The organism is Paraburkholderia sp. PGU19 (assembly GCF_013426915.1).
GTDB lineage: Bacteria > Pseudomonadota > Gammaproteobacteria > Burkholderiales > Burkholderiaceae > Paraburkholderia.
Genome location: NZ_AP023179.1, coordinates 974,608 through 992,172, shown reverse-complemented (window position 1 = coordinate 992,172; position 17,565 = coordinate 974,608). Strand labels below are relative to the sequence as shown.

The following is a 17,565-nucleotide window of genomic DNA, read 5'->3' as shown; positions in this document are numbered from 1 at the left end:
GTCAGGTGAACCGTCACGGTTCATCACTACGGCAAAGGAGCGAAAGCCATACGGGGTTAAGGGTTAAACAATCGCTTCGTGTTGCTCACGAGGCACCTACACAACAACAAAAAAACACTTCGATGCGAGATTCCGCGTTCAGCTTTGCGGAACCAGCGCCTTGTACCACTGCGTCACCTGTTCGACCGCCTGGTCGATCGACAATGCCGAGGTATCGAGGAGCTGTGCATCCGCTGCGGGCTTGAGCGGCGCGGCTGTGCGCTTGCTATCGCGCTCGTCGCGTTCACGCAAATCCCGGAGCAAGTCATCCATATTAGCAGAAAATCCTTTTTGGATCAATTGCTTATGCCGGCGGGCCGCGCGAGCCTCGACGCTGGCCGTCAAAAACACCTTCAGGACGGCGTCCGGAAAGATCACCGTGCCCATGTCGCGGCCGTCCGCGACCAGGCCCGGCTGCTTGCGAAAGGCCCGCTGACGGGCCACCAAAGCGGCTCTGACGGGCGCATGAACGGCGATTGCCGACGCGCGGTTGCCGACTTCCTCGGCGCGGATGTCGGTCGATACGTCGACGCCGTCCAGTTGCGCAATGCCCTCGCGGAAAGTGATATGGAGCTCGCCGATCAGGTTTGCAAGTGCGTCGGCATCGTCGGCGGCGATGTTGTAACGGACGCTGGCAAGCGCGGCGAGCCGGTACAGCGCGCCGCTATCGAGCAGGTGAAAGCCGAGTTCGGCGGCCACCACGGCGGCCACGGTGCCTTTGCCGGATGCGGTCGGGCCGTCGATCGTGATGACGGGCGTCTGGTGAAAGGGACGGGTCGGTTTCATCGAGAAAGTCGCCCGTGGGAACAGGCAGCGAATGTTGTCAAGACGGGTCAGGGTTGGGCGAGCGCGAGGAAGCGCTCGAAATAATCGGGGAACGTCTTGCCGACGCATTTCGGGTCGTTGATCCGCACGGGCACGCCGCCGAGGCTCACCAGCGAGAAGCACATCGCCATGCGGTGATCGTCGTAAGTGTCGATGGCGGCATTCGGCGTCAGCGTTTCAGGCGGCGTGACGACGAGGAAATCCTCGCCCTCCTGCACCTTCGCGCCCACTTTGCGCAACTCGGTCGCCATCGCGGCGATGCGGTCGGTTTCCTTCACCCGCCAGCTCGCGATGTTGCGCAGCGTCGACGTGCCGTCGGCGAACAGCGCGGCGACGGCGATCGTCATGGCCGCGTCGGGGATCAGGTTGAAATCCATGTCGATGGGATCGAGCTTGCCGTGGTCGTTGCCGACGCCGCGCACTTCGATCCAGTCGTCGCCCATCGTGACGTTCGCGCCCATCTTCATCAGCGCCGTCGCGAAACCGACGTCGCCCTGGATGCTCGCGCGCCCCACGCCTTCGACCCGCAGCGGTCCGCCGCCCAGCGCGCCCGCCGCGAGGAAATACGAGGCCGACGACGCGTCGCCTTCCACCATGACCTTCCCGGGCGACTGGTACCGCACGCCGTTCGGAATCGTGAAGCGCTCCCAGCCGAGCCGCTCGACCTTGATACCGAAGCGCGCCATCAGCGCGATCGTGATCTCGATATACGGCTTCGAAATCAGCTCGCCCGCCACTTCGACGATTGTCTCGCCGCTTTCCGTTTTCACGAGCGGCAGCGTCATCAGCAGCGCCGTCAGGAACTGGCTCGACACGTCGCCGCGCACGCGGATGGGTGCATCGACGGAAATCTGCCCCGGACGGATACGCAGCGGCGGAAAGCCTTCGTTCTCTTCGTAGTCGATCTTCGCGCCGATCTGCCGCAGGCCGTCGACCAGATCGCCGATCGGCCGCTCATGCATGCGCGGCACGCCGTGAATCCGATAGTCGCCGCCGTTCACAGCAAGCGCTGCCGTCAGCGGCCGCACCGCCGTGCCCGCGTTGCCGAGGAACAGATCCGCCCGCGCTGCCGGCAGCGCGCCGCGCGTGCCCGTCACGACGCAAGTGTCGCCGTCGCGCTTGACCTTCACGCCGAGCTTTTCGAGCGCGTCGAGCATCACGCGGGTGTCGTCGGAATCGAGCAGATTGGTAATCGTCGTCTCGCCCTCGGACAATGCCGCGAGCAGCAGCACGCGGTTCGAGATGCTCTTCGAGCCGGGCAGACGGACGGTGCCGGACGCGCGGGAAAAGGGTCCGAGATCGAGATGTTCCATGTGAATTCCAGTGTCCAGTTATTTCGACGCGTCGTCGGTTGCGGAGCGTTCGGGCGACGCTTTTTGCGTGGGCGTTGCGCGCTCCTGCCATTCGCTGCGCGCCGCGCGCGAGCGGGCGAACACGGCTTCGAGCGTCGCACCGTCGCCGGCTTCGATCGCGCTGCGCAGACGCGCCAGCACCGCCGTATAGCCGTCGATCTCGTCGAGCAGCGCCGAGCGGTTCGCCACGCAGACGTCGCGCCACATTTCCGGGCTCGACGCAGCGATGCGCGTGAAGTCGCGGAAACCGCCCGCCGCGAAGGAGAACTTCAGCGCGGCATCGGATGAATTGAGAATTTGCTCGACCAGCGCGAACGACAACACATGCGGCAAATGGCTGACCGACGCGAACACGCGGTCGTGCTGATCCGCCGGCATCGCGTGCACGCTGGCGCCCGTGGCGCGCCACATCGCGGCAATACGATCAACCGATGCCTGCGCGTTCTCCGGCAACGCGCACAGCACGACGTTGCGGTTCACGTACAGGTCGGGCAAAGCGGCGTCGACGCCGCTCGATTCGCGGCCCGCAATCGGATGACCGGGCACGAACTGGCCGATCCGCTCGCCCAGCGCCGCGCGTGCCGCCGCGACGACGTCCGACTTCGTGCTGCCGGCGTCGGTGACGATCGTCGACGGGTCGAGAAACGGTGCGATGCGTTCCAGCAAAGGCTGCGTCTGCGCGACGGGCGCCGCGAGCAATACCACGTCGGCGCCTTCCAGCGCGGCGCGCAGCGCGGCGTCGTCGGCGAGCGAGGCGCTCGCGTCGATCACGCCCAGTTCGAGCGCGCGCTCTGTCGATGCAGCCGACCGCCCCACGCCAATCACCCGCCGCTCACCGCCCACGTCGCCGCGTTCGCGCAGCGCGCGCGCAAGCGATCCGCCGATCAGCCCGACGCCGAAAATCACCAGTTTGTCGAAAGAGAACGCTGCCACGTCAGTCACAGAAAAAACGCGCCCCGCTATTGTCGAGGCGCGTGGATTGCATTGAAACGCTCAGGCCGTCGCCAGCGTCTTTTCGAGCGCCGCGATGAACGCCTCGTTTTCTTCCGGCAGGCCGATCGTCACGCGCAGCCACTGCGGCAGGCCGTAGCTGCCCACCGGCCGCACGATCACGCCCTGCTTCAGCAGTTCGAGATTCACACGATTGCCCGCGCCGTCGTCATTGCCGACGCGCACCAGCACGAAGTTGCCATGCGACGGCACGTATTCGAGACCGAGCTTGTCGAACGCTTGCGTCAGACGTTGATAGCCCTGTGCATTCAGTTCAGCGCTCTTTTGCAGGAACGGCTTGTCGTTCAGGGCGGCAATCGCGGCCGCTTGCGCGAGCGTGTTCACATTGAACGGCTGACGCAGACGGTTCATCAGATCGGTCAGTTCCGGCTGCGCGATGGCGAAGCCGACACGCAGACCGGCAAGACCGAACGCCTTCGAGAACGTGCGCGACACCAGCAGGTTCGGATAGCGGCGCACCCACGCAATCGAGTCGTAGCGCTTGTCTGCGCTCAGGTATTCCGTGTACGCCTCGTCGAGCACCACGGCGACGTGGCGCGCCACCTTCGACAGAAACGCTTCGATCGTCGCACCGTCGATGAACGTGCCCGTCGGGTTATTCGGGTTCGCGACGAACACGAGGCGCGTGTCGTCGCTGATTGCGGCGAGCATCGCGTCGAGATCGTGGCCGTACTCCACGGCGGGCACGACGATCGCGCGCGCGCCGAGGCCTTGCGTCGCCAGCGCGTACACGGCGAACGAATATTGTGCGTAGACGACCGACTGGTTCTTCTCGACAAACGCATGGGCGGCCAGTTCGAGAATGTCGTTGCTGCCGTTGCCGAGCGTGATCCAGTCGGCGGGCACGTCGTATTGCGCGGAAAGCGCGGCCTTCAGTTCGAAGGCGTTCGCGTCCGGATAGCGGCCGAGTTCGCTCGCCGCCTGCGCCATCGCCGTTTTCGCGGACTCCGGCATGCCAAGCGGATTCTCATTCGACGCGAGCTTCACGATACGCGCTTCGTCCAGCCCAAATTCGCGCGCGACTTCCGAGATCGGCTTGCCAGCCACATAAGGCGCGATCGCGCGAACGTAGGACGGACCGAAAGACGTTGTCATGTGTATCTCCGGATAATTCTTGGGCTTGCTTACGGGTTGCGAAACGATGTCGGACGTATCAGCGGGCGCGCGGATACGAGCCGAGAATCTTCAGGAAGTCTGCTTTCCGGCCGAGATCGGCGAGCGCGGCTGTAACGGGCGCGTCGTCGCGATGGCCTTCGACGTCGATGTAGAAGTAGTACTCCCACGTGCCGACGCGCGCCGGACGCGACTCGAAACGCGTCATCGACACACCGTGGCGCGCGAGCGGTTCGAGCAGCTTGAACATCGCACCGGGCTCGTTCGCGACGGACACGATCAGCGACGTCTTGTCGTAGCCGCTCGCGCCTGTCGGCTGCTTGCCGATCATCACGAAGCGCGTGCGGTTGTGCGGATCGTCCTGGATCAGCGCGTAAGCGACGTGCAGACCGTATTGCGTCGCGGCACGATCGCCCGCGATGGCCGCGATGGTCGGATCTTCCGCGGCCATGCGCGCGGCTTCGGCGTTGCTCGACACGGCCTGGCGCTCGAGATGCGGCGCGTGCGTGGCCAGCCAGCGCTGGCACTGCGCGAGCGCCTGCGCATGCGCGCACACGCGCGTCACGCCGGCCAGACCGCCGTTGAGCGTCAGCAGATTATGATGGATGGGCAATGCGAGTTCGCCGCCGATCAGCAATTGCGTTTGCAGCAGCAGATCGAGCGTGCGCGACACTGCGCCTTCCGTCGAATTCTCGATAGGCACGACGCCGAATTCCGCGCCGCCCGCTTCGACCGAGCGAAACACTTCGTCGATCGAAGAACAAGGCAAGCCTTCGATCGACTGACCGAAGTACTCGTGCATCGCCTGTTCGCTATAGGTGCCGGCCGGCCCGAGGTAGGCGGCCGTGATGTTCTTCTCCAGCGCGCGGCTCGCGGCCATGATTTCGCGCCAGATCGCGCTGATGTGCTCGCCCGCGAGCGGCCCGGCGCTCATGTCCTGCAGGCGGGCAATGACCTGCTGCTCGCGCTCCGGACGAAACACGGGCGCGTTGAAGTGCTTCTTGACCTCGCCGACTTCGAGTGCGACCGCCGCGCGCTGATTCAGCAGCGCGATGAGCTGCGCGTCGATCGCGTCGATGCGTTCGCGCAGCGGTTTGAGTTGAGAATTGAGTTCGTCGTCCATGCTTCTAAAGGACCGCTTCGAGTCCTGTATAGGGCCAGTTCGGAGAGGATGCGCGCGCTGCGACCGGAAGGATCACGCGCTGCGCTGTTCGAATTCCCTCATGTACTCGACAAGCGCTTTGACGCCTTCGAGCGGCACCGCGTTGTAAATCGACGCCCGCATGCCGCCGACGGACTTGTGGCCCTTCAGCTGCACCAGCCCGCGCGCCTTCGCGCCGGCCAGGAAATCTTCGTTGCGCGACTCGTCAGCGAGGAAGAACGGTACGTTCATCCGCGACCGCGCGTTGCGCTCCACCTTGTTCAGATAGAAGCGGCTGGAATCAATCGTGTCGTACAGCAGCTTCGCCTTCTCGACGTTGCGTGCCTCGATCGCAGTCAACCCGCCCTGCTTCTTCAACCACTTGAACACCAGCCCGGCGATGTAGATCGCGTAAGTGGGCGGCGTGTTGTACATCGAATTGTTCAGCGCGACCGTTTTCCATTCGAATGCCGACGGACACATGGTCATCGAACGATCGAGCAGATCTTCGCGGACGATCACGACGGTCACGCCCGCCATCCCGATGTTCTTCTGCGCGCCGCCGAACAGCACGCCATATTTAGCGATGTCCATCGGGCGCGACAGGATGTGCGACGACGCGTCGGCGACCAGCGGAATGTCGCCGAGATCGGGAATCTCGAAGGTCTCGACGCCGTGGATCGTTTCGTTCGTGCACAGGTGCACATAGGCGGGATCGTCGAACAGGTTCCACTCGGCGCGCGCCGGCGCGCGGGTGAAGCCGTCAGCCGTTTCGCCGCTCGCCGCGATATGCGCCGCGCCGTATTTCTGCGCTTCCTTGAACGACTTCTGCGACCAGGACCCCGTCACGACGAAGTCTGCGCGCGCCTTGCGGCCCATCAGGTTCATCGGCACGATTGCGTTTTCGCCGAGACCGCCGCCTTGCAGAAATAGAATCTGATGGCTTGCGGGCACCCGCAGCAATTCGCGCAGGTCGGTCAGCGCTTCTTCATGAATCGCCATGAACTCTTTGCCGCGATGGCTCATTTCCATCACGCTCATGCCGCTGCCGCGCCAATCGAGCATTTCGTCGGCTGCCTGGCGCAGCACTTCTTCGGGCATGGCCGCAGGACCGGCGGAGAAATTGAAGACGCGCATCGTGAGAACCCTGGGAAGCAGGCACGCGGCATGGGAAAGAGCCGAAAACCGCGCCTGAAAGAAAATGGCCGTCTGCGCGCAAGCGCAAACGGCCATTATCGCATTGACGCTCGAAACCCGCCAAACCCCGGCGTTTCAAGGGAATTAACGCATTCCCTCTCACGCCACTCGTGACAGGCGCACCGAGCGCCGTTCAGCCTCGTTCGACCTGCTTACTTCGCCGGCTTGACGGAAGCGACTTCCTTGTCAGCCTGGTCGCGCGTTGCCTTGATCGATTGCGGCATGTACTTCTGCATCAGACCGTTCACGACGTCGCGGCCAACCTGGTCTTGAACCTGGATGAACTTGCGGCCCGTCGGGCTCTTGTAGAACGCGGTCAGGTCGTTGATTTCCTGCGTGCTGTAGTACTTCGCGTAGGCGTCGTACTGAGCTTGCATCGCGTCCTGCTTGAATGCGTCCGTTGCGAAGACCTGGCCTGCCGAGTCAACCAGCTTCGGCACGGCGTTCTTCTGCAGCGACGGCACGGAAGCCTGCTTCTGCTTGTCCGTCATCGTCTTGTTTTCCGACAGCGCGTCCGACAGGATGGCCGGGACGAGCTGCTTTGCCTGCATCTGCGCGCTGTTGCCGATCGCGCCGACCAGCTTCTGTGCGTCGATCGCGTCGAGCAGATTCTTGATGGCAGCCTGCTTCGCCGGGTCGACGGGGGCAGCGGCAGCCGGGGCAGCCGGAGCCGGCTGCTGGGTTTGCAGCGCTTGCGCCATCGCGAGGGTCGGGACGAAAGCGGCCAGAACCATCAACTGCTTGAAACGTTTTTGCATCACTACTCCCTAAGAGAAATTAACCTAACTGCTTCGCCGCGCAGGCGGCGCATCGGCCCGATGCGCTCAACATGCCCGCGTGGCTTTACGCATTACTTGAGAAGCTTCGCTGCGGATCACGACGCTTCGTTTTCGTCGCCGCCCGCTTCGTCCGCAGGCGCGTCGGCGTCGCCGTCCACGTCTGCTTCCGCTTCAGCAACCTGCTGCAGACCGGAAAGCTTGGTGCCTTCATCAAGGCTGATGAGTGTAACACCTTGCGTAGCGCGGCCCATTTCTCGAATTTCCGACACACGCGTGCGGATCAGCACGCCCGTATTGGTGATCAGCATGATCTGCGCTTCCGCGTCGACCAGCGTCGCGGCGACCACCTTGCCGTTACGCTCAGACGTCTGGATCGCGATCATGCCCTTTGTGCCGCGGCCGTGGCGCGTGTACTCCGTGATCGGGGTGCGCTTGCCGTAGCCGTTTTCCGTTGCCGTCAGCACCGACTCCTGTTCGTCGCCCGCGACGAGCAGCGCAATCACCTGCTGACCGTCTTCGAGCTGCATGCCGCGCACGCCGCGCGCTTCACGGCCCATCGGACGAACGTCGTTCTCGTCGAAGCGGACTGCCTTGCCCGAATCCGAGAACAGCATCACGTCATGCTCGCCGTCGGTGATCGCCGCGCCGATCAGGTAATCACCGTCATCGAGACCGACCGCGATGATGCCCTTCTTCAGCGGACGGCTGAATGCTTCGAGCGGCGTCTTCTTGACCGTGCCGAGGGCCGTCGCCATGAAGATGAACTTGTCGGCCGAGAATTCCTTGACGGGCAGCACGACAGTGATCTTCTCGCCTTCCAGCAGCGGGAACATGTTGACGATCGGACGGCCGCGCGAATTGCGCGAGCCCTGCGGCACTTCGTAAACCTTCAGCCAGTAAACGCGGCCGCGGTTCGAGAAGCACAGGATGTGGTCATGCGTGTTCGCGATGAAGAGCGTGTCGATCCAGTCGTCTTCCTTCATCTGCGTCGCCTGCTTGCCGCGACCTCCGCGCTTCTGGGCGCGATATTCGGACAACGGCTGCGATTTCACGTAACCGGAGTGCGACATCGTCACGACCATGTCCTGCGGCGTGATGAGGTCTTCCGTGTTCAGCTCGGTCGCGTTCATCTCGATGCGCGAGCGGCGCTCGTCGCCGAATTCGCCCTTGATCGAGGTGAGTTCGTCGAAGATGATCGAAGTTATGCGCTCGGGACGCGCGAGGATATCCAGCAAATCGGCGATCTGCGTCATCACGTCACGATACTCACTGAGGATCTTGTCCTGCTCGAGGCCCGTCAGGCGTTGCAGACGCATCTGCAAAATTTCCTGCGCCTGCGTGTCCGACAGACGGTAGAGTCCGTCGGCCTGCATGCCATACGCCGGGTTCAACCCTTCCGGACGGTACGCGGCGCGGCCGCCCGACGAAGCATTGTCCGTCTCCGCGCGCTGCAGCATTTCGCGCACGATCGACGAATCCCACGGGCGGTCCATCAACTCCTGCTTCGCGATGGGCGGCGTCGGCGCGGCCTTGATGATCGCGATGAAATCGTCGATGTTGGCGAGCGCGACGGCGAGGCCTTCGAGCACGTGGCCGCGTTCGCGCGCCTTGCGCAATTCGTATACAGTGCGCCGCGTCAATACTTCGCGACGGTGCGACAGGAAATGCGACAGCATTTCCTTCAGGTTCAGCAGCTTCGGCTGGCCATCGACCAGCGCGACCATGTTCATGCCGAACGTGTCCTGAAGCTGCGTCGCCTTGTACAGATTGTTGAGAATGACCTCAGGCACTTCGCCGCGCTTCAGCTCGATCACGACGCGCATGCCGCTCTTGTCGGATTCGTCGCGAATGTCCGAGATGCCTTCCAGCTTTTTCTCATTCACAAGCTCGGCAATCCGCTCGAGCAGCGAACGCTTGTTCACCTGGTACGGCAGTTCGTCGACGATGATCGCCATGCGCTGGCCGCGATCGATCTCTTCAAAGTGCGTGGTCGCGCGCATCACGACGCGCCCGCGCCCCGTGCGGTAGCCGTCGCGCACGCCGGCGACGCCATAGATGATGCCCGCCGTCGGGAAATCCGGCGCCGGCACGATCTCGATCAGCTCGTCGATCGTCGCTTCCGGGTTCTTCAGCAGGTGATGGCAGGCGTCGACGATTTCGGTCAGATTGTGCGGCGGAATATTCGTCGCCATGCCGACAGCAATGCCCGACGAGCCGTTGATCAGCAGGTTCGGGATGCGCGCGGGCAGAATGGTCGGTTCGTTTTCGCTGCCGTCGTAGTTCGGCTGGAAGTCGACCGTTTCCTTGTCGATGTCGGCGAGCAGCTCGTGGCCGATCTTCGCCATGCGGATTTCGGTGTAACGCATCGCCGCGGCGTTGTCGCCGTCGACTGACCCGAAATTGCCTTGTCCGTCGACGAGCATGTAGCGCAGCGAAAAATCCTGCGCCATGCGGACGATCGTGTCGTATACAGCCGAGTCGCCGTGCGGGTGATACTTACCGATCACATCGCCGACGATACGCGCCGACTTCTTGTACGCCCGGTTCCAGTCGTTGTTCAGCTCGTGCATGGCGTACAGCACGCGCCGGTGAACCGGCTTCAGACCATCGCGGACATCGGGAAGCGCGCGCCCTACAATCACGCTCATCGCGTACTCGATATACGAGCGGCGCATTTCCTCCTCTAGGGAGATTGGTAGAGTCTCTTTGGCGAATTGATCCATTGTCCGTATCGTTTACGCGCGAAGACGATGAGGGAAACGCGTTCTTCACCTCACCGCTTGGGCCTACCCCTATGCATCTGCGAGCGCAGCGCATCACGCGATTCTACCATGCGCCGCATCCGCTCCCGGCGACATGCGTATACCTATTAGTGGGACGCGCGAAAACGGCACCTGGAAGCGCCTCGCGACCGTGGTGACCAGGCCCGGAAAATGCTGTCTCGCAAACCTCCCGAAACGGCCTCCGGCGGGCTCTTGACGAACTTGACACCTTTTGTTGCGCATGCACCACATTCGACCGGGCGTATGAATAGGGGGCGGATTTTTTTATCGTCGGAAGGGAACGATATGGCAAAATGCCAACGCACAAAGTTAGACACTGCTCGAAGTCTACGCACAGCGTCTTTTGTTCCGCACCGATGTTATACTTCGAGCAATGTATGACTGGTCTTTGTCAACAGGCTCGCAGTAAACCTGCGGTAATCTCAATTTCGAGAGGAGAAATATGAATAAACTTTCAAAGCTCGCGTTCATTGCAGCTACCGCAGTTATGGCTGCATCCGCTATGGCACAGTCGGTGCCGGCGTCGCGACAAGCCACGAACGACAACTGGGTGAACGGCACCGGCGAATACGTGTGGATGAACGGCACGAATGAGCTTTGCTGGCGCGACGCGTTCTGGACGCCGGCAACGGCTAACGCAAAGTGCGATGGCGCACTGGTCGCACAAGCACCGACGCCGCCGGCACCTCCGGCACCGGTCGCTCCGGCTATCACCAGCCAGAAGATCACGTATCAAGCTGACACGCTGTTCGACTTCGACAAGGCAATCCTGAAGCCGGCTGGCAAGGAAAAGCTGGACGATCTCGCATCGAAGATTCAAGGCCTGAACCTGGAAGTCGTCGTGGCCACCGGCTACACCGACCGCATCGGTTCGGACAAGTACAACGACCGTCTGTCGCTGCGTCGTGCACAAGCTGTCAAGGCATACCTGGTCAGCAAGGGCATCGAAGCCAACCGTATCTACACGGAAGGCAAGGGCAAGCGCAACCCGGTTACGACGGGCTGCAACCAGAAGAACCGCAAGCAACTCATCGCCTGCCTCGCACCGGATCGTCGCGTGGAAGTCGAAGTTGTCGGTACTTCGAAGCAGTAAGCTACAAAAAACCGCAGTATGCAAAGCCCCGCTTCGGCGGGGCTTTTTTTATGCTCCGCCTGCGCGGCGTCAGCTACCGCGCGAGACGACACACAACACGCGCGACCGGGCGCTTTTTGCCGCCCCGTGCGCAGCCCTATATACTCAGGGTTTCTCCGATCCACCCGCCCTCCCGCCTTCGAGGCCGCATCCGTCATGACCAATGCCGATCCCCACGAACTGCAGAAATTCAGCGATCTCGCGCATCGCTGGTGGGACCCGAACGCCGAGTTCAAACCGTTGCACGAACTGAATCCGGTGCGGCTCAACTGGATCGACTCGCACGCGCATCTCGCGGGCAAGCGCGTGCTCGATATCGGTTGCGGCGGCGGGATTCTGTCGGAGTCGATGGCGACTTTGGGCGCCGACGTGAAGGGAATCGACCTTTCCAATGAGGCCTTGGGCGTCGCCGATCTTCACAGCCTTGAAAGTGGTGTAACGGTAAATTACGAGGAGATCGCCGCAGAGGTGCTGGCGGCCCGCGAACCTGCCTCGTTCGATGTCGTCACCTGCATGGAAATGCTGGAGCACGTGCCCGACCCGTCGAAGGTCGTCGAAGCGTGCAAGACGCTCGTCAAGCCGGGCGGCTGGGTGTTCTTTTCGACGCTCAATCGCAATGTGAAGTCGTACCTGCTTGCGGTGGTCGGCGCGGAGTACATCGCGCGCATGCTGCCGAAGGGCACGCACGACTACGCCCGCTTCATCCGTCCGTCGGAGCTTGCCGGCTTCGCGCGCGCGGCGGATCTGCACACCGTCGAAATCAAGGGCATCACCTACAACCCGCTCACGCGCCATTTCGGCGTGTCGAACGATACCGACGTCAACTACATGCTCGCGTGCCGTCGCGAAGCCTGATCCAGCGCCTACTTCAATGAGCGATCCCACGCCCCTGCCACAGCGCGAAGACGAAGAAGCATCTGTCGGTCTTTGCCAGGGCATTCTGTTCGACCTCGACGGTACGCTTGCCGACACCGCGCCCGACCTCGCCGCAGCCGTCAACAAGATGCGCCATGAGCGCGGCCTCGAGATGGTGCCGCTGGAACAGCTGCGCCCGCTCGCGTCAGCGGGCGCGCGCGGCCTGCTCGGCGGCGCGTTTGGCATCGGCCCCGACCATCACGACTACACGTCCATGCGCGACGAGTTCTTGGCAAACTACGAAGCGGATCTATGCATCGAAACGCTACTGTTCCCAGGCATTGGTGACATTCTCGATGACCTCGACGCGCGCGGCGTGCGCTGGGGCATCGTGACGAACAAGGTCGCGCGGCTGACGGAGCCGCTCGTCGCCCAGCTGGGGCTGGGGGCGCGTGCAGGCTGCGTCGTCAGCGGCGACACGACGCCGCATTCGAAGCCCCATCCCGCGCCGCTCCTGCACGCCGCGAAGGAACTGGACCTGCCGCCGGAGCGGATCGTCTATGTCGGCGACGATCTGCGCGATGTGCAAGCGGGCTTTGCGGCCGGCATGGTGACCGTCGCGGCGGCGTATGGTTATTGCGGCAACGACATTCCGCCTACGCAATGGCACGCCCAGCATGTCGTCAAGACAACGGGCGAACTGCACAACCTGCTGCGCGACATCAGTTGACGGCCCCATCCGCTGCGTGCGGGAGCGCGCGTTCGTTTCGCCGTGACTCTCGGGCCCCGCTACTGTAAAATGGTTCATTGAGCCACTTGCGTGGCTCATTCCTTCTGTGGGGGCGACCTGGTTTCGACAGGGGTTGCGAAGCGGCTAGGGCATGTCGAGGACCCGTCACCTCGTTAATCAATGGGAAAAACGTAACTGCAAACGACGATACGTTCGCACTGGCAGCCTAAGGGCCGCCGTCCTCTGCCTAGTTCACTGACGGGCTAGTGTCGCAAGACCGGTAGCAATACCGACAGAGGTCATATACGTCAGTTAAGCCTTGGCGGCGTCACGACGTCCGGGTCGAAAATTTAGTGAATCGCTGTAGTGCAGCGTGTTCGTCCGCGTCGCTACGGTTAAATCAAATGACAGAACTAAACATGTAGAACTAGTCGTAGAGGACTTCTGGACGCGGGTTCGATTCCCGCCGCCTCCACCAATATTCAATACGGTGCAGCACGCCGCAGTACGAAAACCCGCACAGCGAAGCGCTCTGCGGGTTTTTTGTTGACTTCGGCCGCACGCGAGTACCACGGGCGCCGGTTCGCCCCCCTCATCCCGCGCATCCGACACCCGTTCGCACCCCGTTTTCAACCTTTTCTGATAGTCACTGCGGTTGACCTGACGTCAAATGAACGGCCGTCTTCAAGTCCGACGGTACGCCCTATCCGCCCAGTACAACTAACCAAACGGGAGATGCACACAATGAGCTACACAGACGACCCCATCATGGCCCGCCTCGGTGACGCCACCGACCACGGCGGCAAGATCGTCGAGGCGACGCAGGATCTGACCGATGAAGGTATCGCCATTGCGCTCGACGGTCACCTGGTCGCATGTCCGCGCTGCGGCGGCAAATATCCGATCATCGCTAGCGGCCGACGCCGGCACAACGGCAAGCGCATCGCCTACATCGGCGACATCACGACCTGTGGCGCGACGCTCGTCCGCGCGTAACCACGCGCTATACGTCCCTTCCCCCAAAAAATAAAGCCCGCGGCAGCATCATGCTGCGCGGGCCGCACGCCGGTTGCCCGACATTCGCAGAGCAGGAACGATCACACTGCGGCGCGCTCGTACACCTCTTCCGTTTCCTGAATGAACTTGCTGTTGCAGAACTCCCGGACCGCTTTCGCACGCGCATGTCGCCCCATCGCGCGTAACTGGCCGCGGTTTGCGAGCATCGCGCGCAGCCGCCCGGTCATCGCCTGCGTGTCGCGCGGCTCGACGATCCAGCCGTCGACGCCTTCGTCGACGTTCTCGGGCAAGCTTGCGTAGCGCGTGAGGAGCACCGGCCGCCCCATCGCCATCATCTCGCGGCACGCGAACGAGCTGCTTTCCACCGCGTACGACACCATGAAGCCGGCATCGAACGTCGCGATATAGTCGCGCACGTCGTCCGTGAAGCCGATGATCAACAAGTGCTCGTCCATGCCCAGCGAGTCGATGACCTTGCGTTGCTCGTCATTCGGCTCCGTGCCGACAACCACCAGCACGACCTGTTTGCGCAGATCCTCAGGCAACGCGGCGACGGCCGCCACCATGTCCATCGTCCCCTTGTACCAGTCGAACCCGGTGATCGTGCCGACCACCAGCTTTCCGGCATGTTTCGCACCGAGAAGCGCATCGCGCCTGAGCGCGGCCGCTGCGTCGTCGAAAGGCGCATAAAAATCGATGTCGACGCCATTCGGAATCACCGATAACCCGCAGTCCGCATACACCGACCCTTCGAGCAATTGCGCCGCTGGCTTCGACACGGCGATCACATGATGCGTCGCGCGCCGCGCCTTGAGCTTCGTCATGAAATCGCGCTTGACGCGGATCGTGTTGTGCTTGGTGTACACGCAATACGGCCGCTTGAACGGGGCGAACAGCGTCGCCAGCATCACGAGCCGATGATCAGGCGAGCCGTTCATATGAACCACGTCGAAGCGCTCGCGCTCGAGCAGTGCGCGCAGTGCCCGGATCGCACCGACAAGGCGCCCGAGTTCCTTGAGCTTGGCGGGAAACTCCATTGGCAGTGCGCGGATATTGGCAACGCCACTTGCGTACTGCAACAGCCTGCTGGTTTTCGGCGCACCGACGAAGACTTCGTGACGCGCGGCCAAGGCCCGCGCAATAGAAACGACGTACGTGTCGTGACCGCCTCCACGACCGCTATGGAAGTTGGTCAATAGTATTTTCATTCCCGGCGTTCCCCGTATGCGAGGGCTTGAATTCGCCGCTCGGCCCGCGTCGAACAGTGCAGGCCGGCGCAATGCAATTTGCATTGCCTCTTGATAGATCAGGGGAATTATACCGGCCGGGTCGCGCCCCTTTTAGACTTCCGGGACAGCCAGAGCGTGGTCAGATCAGAACAAACGGAAATGAAAAGGCCCGCTCTCAAACAAGACGGGCCTTCTTTAACGCAAGCGATGGTCGCTTTTCGACGAACAACGGATGGAATAACAAGGCGCACCAGCCGTTTATTCGATGCGCGCACATTCAACGCATTTAAAGCGCGCACCTACCGAACGATTGCATAAACTCCATACACAACACGTCAGAACAGGAGCCGCATCATGCGCAAGACTCTCCTTCTCATCGCCGCGCTCGCCGCGCAACAGGCCACCTTCGCCGCGCCGCCGAAAACCATGGACGGACGTTTCGTCGACGAACAGGGACGCACGCTCTACACCTTCGACAAGGACACGACACCGGGCAAGAGCGCCTGCTCGGGTGGTTGCGCGGCTGCATGGCCCGCCGCCGCCGCCGGAGCCAGCGACAAGCCCTCGGGCGACTGGACCATGATCGACGGCGCGGACGGCCAGAAGCAGTGGGCGTACAAAGGCAAGCCGCTCTACCGCTTCGCGAAGGACGAGAAGCCCGGCGACCTGAAGGGGACGGCTTCAAGGACATGTGGCACACAGCGAAGCCGTAATCCAGCCAGCCGTTTCAATGACGCACGCGACGCCGCAAGGCGCCGCGTGCGTTGTGTCGTTTACTGATCCTCAGGGCACTTGAGGTTGCAGCCGTTCGGATCGCCGTTGTCGCCGCGCTTGCGCATCTTCGTAGGCTTGTCGCTCTGATACTTCTTCGAAGGAGCCGATGCACCGAACGGCATCTGCGGATGCTCGTTCAGCTTGAACTCTTCGGTCAGGATACCGCCCGGCACGCCCGGCGAATTCTGCGCAAAAGCAACGGACATGGTGGCAAACAAGGCGCCCGCCGTGAGGGCGGCAGCGCAAGCGGGAACGAAATATTTCATATCGAATCGATGCGGCCGACGACACCGCGCAATTGAGGCAGGATTACGAAAGCGTAGAGATTAGCGCAAAGCGCCGTGCAGCGCAGCGTCTGCGGCCGTAATCGTTGTTACGGGCGCTTACTCCGCGCTTCGACGGCCCGCACCGGCCCTTCGTCTCAAGCCCCGCTCTCCTCCAGACCTGCTTCCAGTTCGAGCAGTTTCCCGCAATCGCCGGGATCGTAGCCTTCCAGATGCGCAACGCTCTGCCGGAACGCATTGCCGCGCATCACCGACATCACCGTTGTCAGCGGCTCGCGCTCCAGGCGCGCGCGATCGCATGCGAAGTAATAGTCCTCGTCGACGATCGGGATGAAGTCGAGCCCGAAGTGATGCGCCGCCGGCTCGACGCCGAAGCCCACGTCCGCCATCCCGCTCGCGACGAAAGCCGCGATCGCCGAATGCGTCAGTTCCGTCGACGCATAGCCGTTGACGCGATCCGGATCGACGCCGACGCGCCGCAGCGCGAGATCGATCAACATGCGCGTGCCGGAACCATGCTGCCGGTTGACGAAGCGGATGTCGTCGCGCGCGAGGTCGGTCAAACCGCCGATCCCCTTCGGATTGCCCTTCGCGAGAAAGAGCCCCTGCTTACGCCGCGTCAGATGCACGAGCACATGTCGCTGCGGATCGAGCCACTGACGATACTTATCCGCGCACACCGCGCGAAACTCGCCGCGCGGCAAATGGAAGCCCGCCAGATCGCACTCGCCGCGCGCAAGCGCCGTGATCGCTTCGGCGCTGTCGCGGTATTTGATGTCGAGGGGACTGCGTCGGCGACGAGCGCCGTCACGAGCGCCGCCACCGCATAGCCATGCGACGCGTGAATGCGTACGTCTTCTGCGGGCGGCGCCAGCCAGCGGTTCAGATCGGCGGCGACTTCGCTCGCCAGCGCCTGCATGTTGCCGTCCAGACGCTCGCCGCAAAGTCGTTGCGCGCGCAACACAGCCCGCCCGAGTTCCGAGAGTGCGGAGCCGCGGCCGCGCTCTTTCTCGATTAGCGCGCCGCCTAGCTGAGTCTCGATGGCGCGTAGCAAACCCCACGCATGACGGTAGGACAAACCCTTAAGCGCGGCGGCCTGCGCAATGCTACCCGTCTGGTCGACAAGGGACAGTAGCGGCACAGCGTCAGTCAGGCTGGACGTTTGGCCGTTGCTGTCCCGCACCATGAGCTGTGCTTGGCATTCGATTCGAATCATATATGTTCTAGCAGTTCCTATTGCGAAAGCCGATCCACCCGCCTATCGTTCGCATTGATATATCAAACAAGCAAAGCATAGATGCACG

The 17,565-nt window shown here is 62.5% G+C and carries 14 protein-coding genes, 1 other RNA gene and 2 pseudogenes; 6 read left to right on the top strand and 11 right to left on the bottom strand.

What is annotated here, in order from left to right:
- Nucleotides 1–138: 138 nt before the first annotated feature.
- The 8 genes from cmk to gyrA all read right to left on the bottom strand — a co-directional run bounded on the left by cmk (nt 139) and on the right by gyrA (nt 10,180).
- Nucleotides 139–825: a (d)CMP kinase gene (gene cmk / locus H1204_RS04505; protein WP_180721829.1), complete on the bottom strand. Its 687-nt coding sequence runs from the start codon at nt 823–825 to the stop codon at nt 139–141.
- Nucleotides 826–872: 47 nt separating this feature from the next.
- Nucleotides 873–2,177, bottom strand: a complete 1,305-nt coding sequence (gene aroA, locus H1204_RS04500) for a 3-phosphoshikimate 1-carboxyvinyltransferase (RefSeq protein ID WP_180730052.1) — start codon at nt 2,175–2,177, stop codon at nt 873–875.
- Between the two features lie 18 nt (nt 2,178–2,195).
- Nucleotides 2,196–3,158: a prephenate dehydrogenase/arogenate dehydrogenase family protein gene (locus H1204_RS04495; protein WP_180730050.1), complete on the bottom strand. Its 963-nt coding sequence runs from the start codon at nt 3,156–3,158 to the stop codon at nt 2,196–2,198.
- A 51-nt stretch (nt 3,159–3,209) separates the two neighbouring features.
- Entirely contained in the window at nt 3,210–4,322 is a 1,113-nt protein-coding gene (gene hisC, locus H1204_RS04490; protein ID WP_180730049.1) for a histidinol-phosphate transaminase, read from the bottom strand.
- Nucleotides 4,323–4,380: 58 nt separating this feature from the next.
- Nucleotides 4,381–5,463 (bottom strand): prephenate dehydratase, encoded by a 1,083-nt coding sequence (gene pheA / locus H1204_RS04485; RefSeq protein ID WP_180730047.1) that lies wholly within the window; start codon nt 5,461–5,463, stop codon nt 4,381–4,383.
- Nucleotides 5,464–5,535: 72 nt separating this feature from the next.
- On the bottom strand, nt 5,536–6,618 hold the full coding sequence (serC, locus tag H1204_RS04480) for a 3-phosphoserine/phosphohydroxythreonine transaminase (RefSeq protein WP_180730046.1): 1,083 nt from the start codon (nt 6,616–6,618) through the stop codon (nt 5,536–5,538).
- A 212-nt stretch (nt 6,619–6,830) separates the two neighbouring features.
- On the bottom strand, nt 6,831–7,436 hold the full coding sequence (locus tag H1204_RS04475; protein WP_054934074.1) for a DUF2059 domain-containing protein: 606 nt from the start codon (nt 7,434–7,436) through the stop codon (nt 6,831–6,833).
- Between the two features lie 116 nt (nt 7,437–7,552).
- Entirely contained in the window at nt 7,553–10,180 is a 2,628-nt protein-coding gene (gene gyrA, locus H1204_RS04470; RefSeq protein WP_180730044.1) for a DNA gyrase subunit A, read from the bottom strand.
- 502 nt (nt 10,181–10,682) lie between these two features.
- On the opposite strand from gyrA, the gene ompA reads away from it, so the two are divergent.
- The 5 genes from ompA to H1204_RS04445 all read left to right on the top strand — a co-directional run bounded on the left by ompA (nt 10,683) and on the right by H1204_RS04445 (nt 13,953).
- Nucleotides 10,683–11,333, top strand: a complete 651-nt coding sequence (gene ompA, locus H1204_RS04465) for an outer membrane protein OmpA (RefSeq protein WP_007576432.1) — start codon at nt 10,683–10,685, stop codon at nt 11,331–11,333.
- A 195-nt stretch (nt 11,334–11,528) separates the two neighbouring features.
- Nucleotides 11,529–12,227, top strand: a complete 699-nt coding sequence (ubiG, locus tag H1204_RS04460; RefSeq protein WP_180730042.1) for a bifunctional 2-polyprenyl-6-hydroxyphenol methylase/3-demethylubiquinol 3-O-methyltransferase UbiG — start codon at nt 11,529–11,531, stop codon at nt 12,225–12,227.
- Nucleotides 12,228–12,243: 16 nt separating this feature from the next.
- Nucleotides 12,244–12,957 (top strand): HAD-IA family hydrolase, encoded by a 714-nt coding sequence (locus H1204_RS04455; protein WP_180730040.1) that lies wholly within the window; start codon nt 12,244–12,246, stop codon nt 12,955–12,957.
- Nucleotides 12,958–13,065: 108 nt separating this feature from the next.
- Nucleotides 13,066–13,435, top strand: a transfer-messenger RNA (tmRNA) gene (ssrA, locus tag H1204_RS04450).
- 266 nt (nt 13,436–13,701) lie between these two features.
- Nucleotides 13,702–13,953 carry a PAAR domain-containing protein gene (locus H1204_RS04445; RefSeq protein ID WP_180730039.1) on the top strand — a complete coding sequence of 84 codons (252 nt, stop codon included), beginning with the start codon at nt 13,702–13,704 and terminating at the stop codon, nt 13,951–13,953.
- A 101-nt stretch (nt 13,954–14,054) separates the two neighbouring features.
- Here the strand turns inward: H1204_RS04445 and H1204_RS04440 are convergent, their stop codons facing one another.
- A complete protein-coding gene (locus H1204_RS04440) occupies nt 14,055–15,182 on the bottom strand; it encodes a glycosyltransferase family 4 protein (RefSeq protein WP_180730037.1) in 1,128 nt (375 codons plus the stop codon).
- A gap of 375 nt (nt 15,183–15,557) precedes the next feature.
- Here H1204_RS04440 and H1204_RS04435 point away from each other — a divergent pair.
- Nucleotides 15,558–15,916, top strand: a pseudogene (locus tag H1204_RS04435) (hypothetical protein).
- A gap of 60 nt (nt 15,917–15,976) precedes the next feature.
- Here H1204_RS04435 and H1204_RS04430 read toward each other — a convergent pair.
- Nucleotides 15,977–16,243 carry a hypothetical protein gene (locus tag H1204_RS04430; RefSeq protein WP_180730036.1) on the bottom strand — a complete coding sequence of 89 codons (267 nt, stop codon included), beginning with the start codon at nt 16,241–16,243 and terminating at the stop codon, nt 15,977–15,979.
- Between the two features lie 155 nt (nt 16,244–16,398).
- A pseudogene (locus H1204_RS04425) lies at nt 16,399–17,477 on the bottom strand (substrate-binding domain-containing protein).
- Between the last annotated feature and the right edge of the window lie 88 nt (nt 17,478–17,565).

Coding starts and splice junctions, on each gene's coding strand:
- H1204_RS04475 (WP_054934074.1), bottom strand. CDS start 7,436: ATGCAAAAACGTTTCAAGCAGTTGATGGTTCTGGCCGCTTTCGTCCCG.
- hisC (WP_180730049.1), bottom strand. CDS start 4,322: ATGACAACGTCTTTCGGTCCGTCCTACGTTCGCGCGATCGCGCCTTAT.
- H1204_RS04440 (WP_180730037.1), bottom strand. CDS start 15,182: ATGAAAATACTATTGACCAACTTCCATAGCGGTCGTGGAGGCGGTCAC.
- serC (WP_180730046.1), bottom strand. CDS start 6,618: ATGCGCGTCTTCAATTTCTCCGCCGGTCCTGCGGCCATGCCCGAAGAA.
- H1204_RS04445 (WP_180730039.1), top strand. CDS start 13,702: ATGAGCTACACAGACGACCCCATCATGGCCCGCCTCGGTGACGCCACC.
- ubiG (WP_180730042.1), top strand. CDS start 11,529: ATGACCAATGCCGATCCCCACGAACTGCAGAAATTCAGCGATCTCGCG.
- ompA (WP_007576432.1), top strand. CDS start 10,683: ATGAATAAACTTTCAAAGCTCGCGTTCATTGCAGCTACCGCAGTTATG.
- aroA (WP_180730052.1), bottom strand. CDS start 2,177: ATGGAACATCTCGATCTCGGACCCTTTTCCCGCGCGTCCGGCACCGTC.
- H1204_RS04455 (WP_180730040.1), top strand. CDS start 12,244: ATGAGCGATCCCACGCCCCTGCCACAGCGCGAAGACGAAGAAGCATCT.
- cmk (WP_180721829.1), bottom strand. CDS start 825: ATGAAACCGACCCGTCCCTTTCACCAGACGCCCGTCATCACGATCGAC.
- pheA (WP_180730047.1), bottom strand. CDS start 5,463: ATGGACGACGAACTCAATTCTCAACTCAAACCGCTGCGCGAACGCATC.
- gyrA (WP_180730044.1), bottom strand. CDS start 10,180: ATGGATCAATTCGCCAAAGAGACTCTACCAATCTCCCTAGAGGAGGAA.
- H1204_RS04430 (WP_180730036.1), bottom strand. CDS start 16,243: ATGAAATATTTCGTTCCCGCTTGCGCTGCCGCCCTCACGGCGGGCGCC.